Below are 8463 nucleotides of genomic sequence, written 5' to 3'. Positions count from 1 at the left end.
CTAACATGCGATTAAGGAGTAATTCCGCCTTAAATAATTCCCACTCCAATACGCATTTCGTAAAATTGTTTAATTTTAGAGGTAACGTTAGGCGGAAGGCGAAACTCCTCTTATCGCTATCACGTTAGATGTCATGAGGAGTAAACCGATTTGCTTTAAGAAAGGATTGCCATGAAAACAAAGACTAAGAATGAATAAGAACAAAGAAATCAAACAGAACCTAGAAAGGAGACTTGCAGAATCACTAAATTCTTTCAAATCAATCAAGGACAAAGAACCAATTTTTGAAAGTCTTTTTACAGAATTCCAATCATTTAATTTTGAAACTTACAAAAAGCAGATTGAGCAGGAAATACAAAAGAATTTAGCAGAATGGTGGACAAATCCAGAACAAGGAATTATTCCAACTGAAGAACTATTTGCAATCTTATTTGAATATGATTATTTTTTTCAAAAAGATGTAGAAGCAACTTCCTATGGCATTGGAGCATGGAAAGATTTTAAGATTCAGACAGATGAATTTGATATGGGATTTGACTACGATTTTACTACGGAATTTTATGCATGCCCTGGAATATCGGTCAACTTTTTTAATCCTCTGGAAATTCTAGATCATAATAATCTTGAAGAGAAATATTCGGATATTGAGGAACTTGATGGATACGACGATATAATTCAATTGTTTAAGACCAAAGGTATGATCTCTATACATGAAGTTTTAGAAAGGCTAGATAGTGAAGGGATCTTTAACAGTTTAAACTGCAAGGAAAATTTTATGTTCATAATTGATGAGCACGATTCAGGAGAGGTCTTTCCATTGCTTATTAAAAGTAAGATCGAAGAACAAAGTTCAGATCCTCAGCCATCAATCGAAAATATTAGTTCAAACAAAAGTCATATTTCTCCTAGGCAATCCAAGAGATGGTGGGAAATATGGCGTTAACCACGACATCTAACATGCCGCGAAGACGATCATGACTCCTTCGTCGTCACGACGCTTGCGGCTGAAACGTTAGAGTGCCACTAATAAAACGATCGCGCAAAAAACCAAGGTGATTTTAAAACAGATAATTCCGATCAATTCATCCTTCAAAAAAAAGCGACACATCTTGCTCATTTAGCAATTTTTACGCTTGCGATAAGCCTTTGGCATAATTCTGATTTCTACTCTAATGAGTTTTTTTGCTCCACACTCATTTCATCCAAACTTCAATGCTCGCACCGAAAGCTGAGTTTGATTCGGCTCCGTCCAACATTAGAGATTCGGCTCCTAGCGCAAAACAAACGTTTGACTAGAACGAAAACCTAAACAGCAAAATATACCTCACCTAACTTATTTGTTATCGCTAAACTCCAATGCACGATTCCTACTCTTATGCTTTCCTACCCTACGCGCGTTTTTCACTAAATCAGCACTATCCTGCCCAATAAGCGAACATTTGTGGCTTTCAATTCATCTCTGTTCGGCGCTCGGCGCTAATTATTCGTCAACTGTAAACGTATTCCTAAACTTAAAAAAAGCGGCATCTAACATGCGATTAAGGAGTAATTCCGCCTTAAATAATTCCCACTCCAATACGCATTTCGTAAAATTGTTTAATTTTAGAGGTAACGTTAGGCGGAAGGCGAAACTCCTCTTATCGCTATCACGTTATACTTAATGAATTGACTCCGTCAATTCATCTATGGTGGTACTTAGCCATTTAAAACGCTCAATTCCTTGAAACTTTTTTCGGTCGAGACTAGAATTTTGTCAGGAGAAGACGATCAACTTTAACGCGCGCCAGAAAGCAAACCAAACGAGTTCATTTCCTTCAATTCGATAACCAAATCTTGCAACGGTAAACTCATCTTTGTCTTTACTCAATTACTCAAATGTGATTTTACTTATTCAGCTTTTCTCTTAACGAATACAGAAACCTTCAACTTTCGCGCTTACAGTAAATCTAGCAACTTTGCTCACTCCAATCCAAACGTTCAATCTTGTCATGTTCCAACTCGTCTTCTCTTTCGTATTGGCGCTAACTCAACCGAAAAAAGTAGGCCAACACATATATCTTTGCGAGTCAGATCTTAAACGTTCAACGTATTTATCTCCGCTTGTAGTTTTTTTTTAGAATTTACGAATGGCAAACGCAATCGTGTGTCATAAGATTTCTTTTTATCACTAAGTATAACACGCGATTAAGAAGTGAATTTCGCCTTAAATAATTCCTACTCCAACACATTTAACCTGAAATTATATAACTTTAGAGGTAACGATTTGCGGAAGGCGAAACTCCTCTTATCGCTATCACGTTATACTTAATGAATTGACTCCGTCAATTCATCTATGGTGGTACTTAAGCCATTTCTAACGCTCAATTCCTTGAAACTTTTTTCGGTCGAGACTAAAATTTTGTCAGGAGAAGACAATCAACTTAAACGCGCTCCAGAAAGCAAACCAAACGAGTACATTTCCTTCAATTCGAATACCAAATCTTGCAACGGTAAACTCATCTTTGTCTTTGCTCAATTACAGCAAATCTGTTTTTATTAATTCAGTTTTTCACTTATTCGATACGGAAACCTTCAACTTTCGCGCTTACAGTTAATCTAGCAACTTTGCTCACTCCAATCCAATCGTTCAATCTTGTCATGTTCCAACTCGTCTTCTCTTTCGGATTATCGTTAGCTCAACCGAAAAAAGTAGGCCAACACGCCGATCTTCGTGAGTCAGATCTTAAACGTTCAACGTATTTATCTCCGCTTGTAGCTTTTTTTAGAATTTACGAATGGCAAACGCGATCATGTGTCTTAAGATTTATTTTATCACTAAGTATAACACGCGATTAAGAAGTGAATTTCGCCTTAAATTATTCCCACTCCAACACATTTTGTCTAAAATTACATAACTTTAGAGGTAACGATTTGCGGAAGGCGAAACTCCTCTTATCGCTATCACGTTATATTAGAATAAATTGACTCCGTCAATTCATCTATGGTGGTACTTAGCCATTTATAACGCTCAATTCTTTGAAACTTTTTTCGGTCGAGACTAGAATTTTGTCAGGAGAAGACGATCAACTTTAACGCGCGCCAGAAAATAAATTAAACAAGAACATTTCCTTCAATTCAATAACCAAATCTTGCAACGGTAAACTCATCTTTGTCTTTGCTTAATTGCTGAAAAGGAGTTTTTATTTATTCAGATTTTCACTTAATGAATACGGAAACCTTCAACTTTCGCGCTTACAGTTAATCTAGCAACTTTGCTCACTCCAATCCAAATGTTCAATCTTGTCATGTTCCAACTCGTCTTCTCTTTCGTATTGGCGTTAACTCGACCGAGAAAAGTAGCCAACGCATCGATCTTTGCGAGTCAGATCTTAAACGTTCAACGTATTTATCTCCGCTTGTAGCTTTTTTTAGAATTTATGAATGGCAAACGCAATCGTGTGTCATAAGATTTATTTTTATCACTAAGTATAACACGCGATTAAGAAGTGAATTTCGCCTTAAATAATTCCCACTCCAACACATTTTACCTAAAATTACATAACTTTAGAGGTAACGATTTGCGGAAGGCGAAACTCCTCTTATCGCTATCACGTTATACTTAATGAATTGACTCCGTCAATTCATCTATGGTGGTACTTAGCCATTTATAACGCTCAATTCTTTGAAACTTTTTTCGGTCGAGACTAAAATTTTGTCAGGAGAAGACGATCAACTTAAACGCGCGCCAGAAAGCAAATTAAACAAGAACATTTCCTTCAATTCAATAACCAAATCTTGCAACGGTAAACTCATCTTTGTCTTTGCCCAATTACAACAAATCTGTTTTTATTTGTTCAGCTTTCCACTTAATGAATACGGAAACCTTCAACTTTCGCGCTTACAGTTAATTTAGCAACTTTGGTCACTCCAATCCAATCGTTCAATCTTGCCATGTTCCAACTCGTCTTCTCTTTCGTATTGGCGTTAACTCGACCGAAAAAAGTAGGCCAACGCATCGATCTTTGCGAGTCAGATCTTAAACGTTCAACGTATTTATCTCCGCTTGTAGTTTTTTTTTAGAATTTACGAATGGCAAACGCAATCGTGTGTCATAAGATTTCTTTTTATCACTAAGTATAACACGCGATTAAGAAGTGAATTTCGCCTTAAATAATTCCCACTTCAACACATTTTACCTAAAATTACATAACTTTAGAGGTAACGATTTGCGGAAGGCGAAACTCCTCTTATCGCTATCACGTTATGTGGGATTAAATTTCAAACAGCTTGAAAATACATAGCCGAGTAAATAACTAAAAAAACATAATCAATAGCTTAAACCAATGTAAAATTTGGTAATAAAGTAACCTCAAATTTCAATTTTCATAAAACAAATCTGCTGGTAAATCGTTCCATATAAGGAAACTTTTGTATTTTTGATTAATGGCAAAATTTGTAAAGCCAATTAAAGTCAGATTATCTGAAGAAGCAACTAAATATTTTGAAAATTTATCGCCAAAGGTAAAGTCAAAATTTCTAATTTCTTTTGACAAACTTGAAGCTGGCTTTAAAGGCAGATGGTTTGAACATCTTGAGGATGAAATTTGGGAATTTAGGCAAAGAGATCAAAGCAAATTCTTTAGAATGTTTGCATTTTGGGATAAAACTCAAAAGGCTGAAACTTTAATTATTGGGACTCATGGACTTGATAAAAAATCTAATAAGACTCCAAGGTCAGAAATCAATAAGGCCAAAAAGATTCGACAAAAGTATTTTAATGAAAAAAATCACAAAAAATGAAGTTGACAACTCTTGATGATTTAAAAGATAAACATCTCGGAAAAATTGGAACTCCAACAAGAGATAATTATGAACAAGAATTAAAAATTGAATTCTTGGCAGAAGAAATTAAAGCTCTGAGAATTGCAAACCAACTAACCCAAGATGAACTTGGAGAACTAATTGGTGTCCAAAGAGCTCAAATATCCAAAATAGAAAATGGCAAAACCAATATTACTATTGGTACTTTGCTAAAAGTGTTCAACGCGTTAAAAGCCAAAATAAATTTCTCAATTGAAACAGAACTCCAAACATAAACAAAATGGGATTCAACAACCCCACATAACACGCCGAGATCACTGAATCCTCCCGTTGGTCGGTCTCAGGATTCAGCTATCACGTTACTATCCATAAAAATTTAAAAAATGCACCTTACCTTTGAAGAATGATATTTTATGAACTAACACACATTGGAGAGTTCCATACAAACCATAATGAAGACTTCTTAGTTTCCGAAGATATTGGCATAGATAAAAAACTTATCGCAGTCATGGATGGCTGTTCAAGTGGAACCGATTCTCATTTTGCATCTACTTTAATCGGGAAACTTCTTCGAAAAATTGCAAAACAAGAAGCATATCGAGAGTATGCACAAAAGGTGCAAATTAATCTAAATGAATTAATTGAAAAGGTTTCCCTTCAACTATTCGAAGAACTCGCAAACCTAAACCGCCAATTGGATTTAAATTCTGATGAAATACTTTCTACTTTGATTCTTGGGATAATCGATATTAACTTAAAATCAGCAGAATTAGTCATAGTGGGAGATGGACTTATTCATATCAATGGTGAAAATATTGAGTATGAAAATGATAACAGGCCAGACTATATTGGATATCACTTAAACATGGACAAACATCTTTGGTTCCAAACCCGAACCAAAAGAAAATCAATCCCAAGAATTAAGGATGTTACCATTTCAACTGATGGAATTCACACTTTCAAAAATCATGATGGCAAACTATATGAAGAGATCAGTGATGGAGCTATAATGGCTGAATTCTTTGAAAATCAATCAAATTTAGATAATGCCAATAAGCTCAAGAAATCACTGATAAAGATAAAAGAAGTAAATGGTTTAATGCCGAGTGACGATTTAACAATGATCAGAGTAGTAGATATTGAGCAAATTTCAACAATGAAAACCTAATGCCAGTTATTCTACTCACAACGGAAATACACGCTCCGATTAGAATCGTATTTGATCTGTCAAGAAGTGTCGACTTACACAAAATTTCAACCCAACAAACAAATGAGACTGCCATTCGTGGAGTTACAACAGGTTGTATGGAATTGAATGATAGCGTTACATGGAAAGCAAAACATTTTGGTATATATCAGAAATTAACTTCCAAAATCACAAGTATGGACAAACCCAATAGCTTCATTGATGAAATGGAAAAAGGAATTTTTAAGTCTTTTAGACATTATCACGGTTTTCAGGAGAATAATTCAAAGACAATTATGACAGATACTTTTGATTACAAGTCTCCACTTGGAGTGTTAGGTAAATTGGCTGACAAACTTTTGATTGAGAAATATATGACTAAATTACTAACTACAAGAAACCAAGTAATTAAAGAATTTGCAGAATCTGATAAATGGAGATCAGTTCTTACAACCAATTACGGATAGTAACATGCTGCGATCACATAAGCCTTCCTTCGTCAGGCCTCTGGATGCAGCTATGACGTTATCTGTCATTCACCTTAGCTGACAATCCAAAACTATATCTTATAAGTGTCTTGATTTTGCAAAACATAGTGATTTCTCTTTCTTACGAATCAGTATTTTTATGATTTATAATACATAAAAATCACTTTTGATAAATGATAACTTAGCCAACGTTAATCCGGATAAAAACAAAGCAAAATTGAAGAACACTAAAATTCTCATCATATTCGCACTAACAATTTTAGGTTGTAAAACACAAAATGCTGATCAATTATTTGAAAAAGCAATTCAATACGAAGACCATGATAGATATAAAAAAGCAATCGCAATGCTGAATAAAGCTATAGAACTTAATCCAAAGTTTGAAAAAGCATATTTAAATAGAGCTATCGACAAATCAATAATAGGAGACTATAGGACAGCTATTAATGATTTAGATAAAATGATAAATTTAAACGAAAATGCGATTGAACCTTATGTATGGAGAGCAGAATACAAACGAAACTTAGAACGATATGAAGATGCAATGAAAGATGTAGAAAAAGCTCTGCAATTAAAAGAACCACAATACAATGGCACAGACATCGTAGGGTCTAAGGAATTTTATATAAACAAACTTTACCCAGAAGGAGAAAACTACAATATAGAACTAGAATTTATAGTATTCGAACGAGCAGCAGCAAACTACCATCTTGGAAATTATGAACAAGCATTGAGGGACTTAGAATTCTGTGAACAACCTGAAACAGAACCAATAAACACTCACTATTATAAAGGATTAACTTTACTTGAATTAAAAAGAATAAAAGAGGCTTGTGAAGAACTTCAAAAATCTTATAAATCAGGTGAAAAGTATGCATTAGTAGTATATAATGAATACTGCAAATAAATTAAGTACGACAGATAACAAGCTTTAACACTTCATGGCTGCTATCGCGACGCCACGAAGGTTACAGCCAGACCGTCAGACTGCGCAAAAACCTGAAATATATACGATAAATATCTATGTGTAATGAATTGAAAGTGTTATCTTAAGTAAGAATTAAATAAGCTTTCATTATGAATTTCAATGAAGGAATAGATCGAAATCAAATATCATTTACAAGTATAGATATGTTAGTTGACCAAAATAGCTGGGCTAGGCATATCGATATTTTCGTTGACAGTCTACCTTTGGATCAATTGGGGTTTAAAACCACAACATCTTCACAAGGTAGACCACCCTTTCATCCAGCGGATTTATTGAAGCTTTATTTGTATGGTTATAGACACGGAATTCGATCCTCTAGAAAGTTAGAGCATTGCTGTATCGTAAACATGGAAATGATGTGGCTTTTAAAGGGACTTCGACCATGCAATCGAACGATTGCCTACTTTAGAAAAAACAATCCATTGGCCATTAAAAACACTTTCCGTTACTTTGTTCTGTTGCTTAAAGAATTAGGTTATGTGGAAGGGACAGTCATTGCGTTAGACTCTGTTAAGATTCGAGCTCAGAATTCCCTTAAGAACAATTTCAATAGCAAGAAAATTAAACGTCACAAGGATTATATAGATGAAAGAATAGAAGATTATTTGCAGCAATTAGAAGAGACTGACAATGAAGAAGCAAAACAAGAAATAGAAAATAAAATTGCAGAGCGCAAAGTCAAAAAAGCGCACTATGAACAAATCGAGAGAGAGTTAGAACAAAGCGGTGAGGCACAAATAAGTTTGGTGGACCCAGATGCCAAGGCTGTTATTCTACATCGAAATATTGTCAATGTAGGATACAATGTGCAGATGGTGAGTGATGAGAAAAACAAGATGATCATTCATGCAGATGCAGGAAGTGTCAATGATACCTGCATATTCCTGCACCTTTGACCCCTCGATTCCTATCGGTTTGACCCCTCTGATTCTTGAGGTTTGACCCCTCAAAAGTAGAAGAATGTTAATAACATTCTTACGGTTTGACCCCCTAAGAATGTG

At 34.9% G+C, this 8463-nt stretch carries 7 protein-coding genes; all 7 read left to right on the top strand.

All coding sequences use genetic code 11. The annotated features are described in order from the left end of the window. Positions 1-190 precede the first annotated feature (190 nt). The 7 genes from L2586_RS24210 (at position 191) to L2586_RS24180 (ending at position 8358) form a co-directional block, all read left to right on the top strand. Positions 191-943: a hypothetical protein gene (locus L2586_RS24210; protein ID WP_235295589.1), complete on the top strand. Its 753-nt coding sequence runs from the start codon at positions 191-193 to the stop codon at positions 941-943. Positions 944-4422: 3479 nt separating this feature from the next. Further along, positions 4423-4779, top strand: a complete 357-nt coding sequence (locus L2586_RS24205) for a type II toxin-antitoxin system RelE/ParE family toxin (protein WP_235295588.1) — start codon at positions 4423-4425, stop codon at positions 4777-4779. Further along, positions 4776-5075 carry a helix-turn-helix domain-containing protein gene (locus L2586_RS24200; RefSeq protein ID WP_235295587.1) on the top strand — a complete coding sequence of 100 codons (300 nt, stop codon included), beginning with the start codon at positions 4776-4778 and terminating at the stop codon, positions 5073-5075. The genes L2586_RS24205 and L2586_RS24200 overlap by 4 nt, the downstream gene beginning before the upstream one ends. A gap of 128 nt (positions 5076-5203) precedes the next feature. Continuing rightward, positions 5204-5968 carry a protein phosphatase 2C domain-containing protein gene (locus L2586_RS24195; protein WP_235295586.1) on the top strand — a complete coding sequence of 255 codons (765 nt, stop codon included), beginning with the start codon at positions 5204-5206 and terminating at the stop codon, positions 5966-5968. Next, complete coding sequence (locus tag L2586_RS24190) at positions 5968-6453, top strand: SRPBCC family protein (protein ID WP_235295585.1); 486 nt, start codon at positions 5968-5970, stop codon at positions 6451-6453. The genes L2586_RS24195 and L2586_RS24190 overlap by 1 nt, the downstream gene beginning before the upstream one ends. 187 nt (positions 6454-6640) lie before the next feature. After that, positions 6641-7381, top strand: a complete 741-nt coding sequence (locus L2586_RS24185) for a tetratricopeptide repeat protein (RefSeq protein ID WP_235295584.1) — start codon at positions 6641-6643, stop codon at positions 7379-7381. A 170-nt stretch (positions 7382-7551) separates the two neighbouring features. Continuing rightward, entirely contained in the window at positions 7552-8358 is an 807-nt protein-coding gene (locus tag L2586_RS24180; RefSeq protein WP_235295583.1) for a transposase, read from the top strand. The last annotated feature ends 105 nt before the right edge of the window (positions 8359-8463 follow it).

The sequence above is a fragment of the Portibacter lacus genome (genome assembly GCF_021533215.1).
Lineage (GTDB): Bacteria > Bacteroidota > Bacteroidia > Chitinophagales > Saprospiraceae > Portibacter > Portibacter lacus.
The sequence above is the reverse complement of the archived record's forward strand: the minus strand, read 5'-3'. Positions and strand labels throughout refer to the sequence as shown.

Excerpts from the sequence above, each read along its gene's own strand:
- L2586_RS24210 (WP_235295589.1), top strand. The coding sequence starts at position 191 with ATGAATAAGAACAAAGAAATCAAACAGAACCTAGAAAGGAGACTTGCA.
- L2586_RS24205 (WP_235295588.1), top strand. The coding sequence starts at position 4,423 with ATGGCAAAATTTGTAAAGCCAATTAAAGTCAGATTATCTGAAGAAGCA.
- L2586_RS24200 (WP_235295587.1), top strand. The coding sequence starts at position 4,776 with ATGAAGTTGACAACTCTTGATGATTTAAAAGATAAACATCTCGGAAAA.
- L2586_RS24195 (WP_235295586.1), top strand. The coding sequence starts at position 5,204 with ATGATATTTTATGAACTAACACACATTGGAGAGTTCCATACAAACCAT.
- L2586_RS24190 (WP_235295585.1), top strand. The coding sequence starts at position 5,968 with ATGCCAGTTATTCTACTCACAACGGAAATACACGCTCCGATTAGAATC.
- L2586_RS24180 (WP_235295583.1), top strand. The coding sequence starts at position 7,552 with ATGAATTTCAATGAAGGAATAGATCGAAATCAAATATCATTTACAAGT.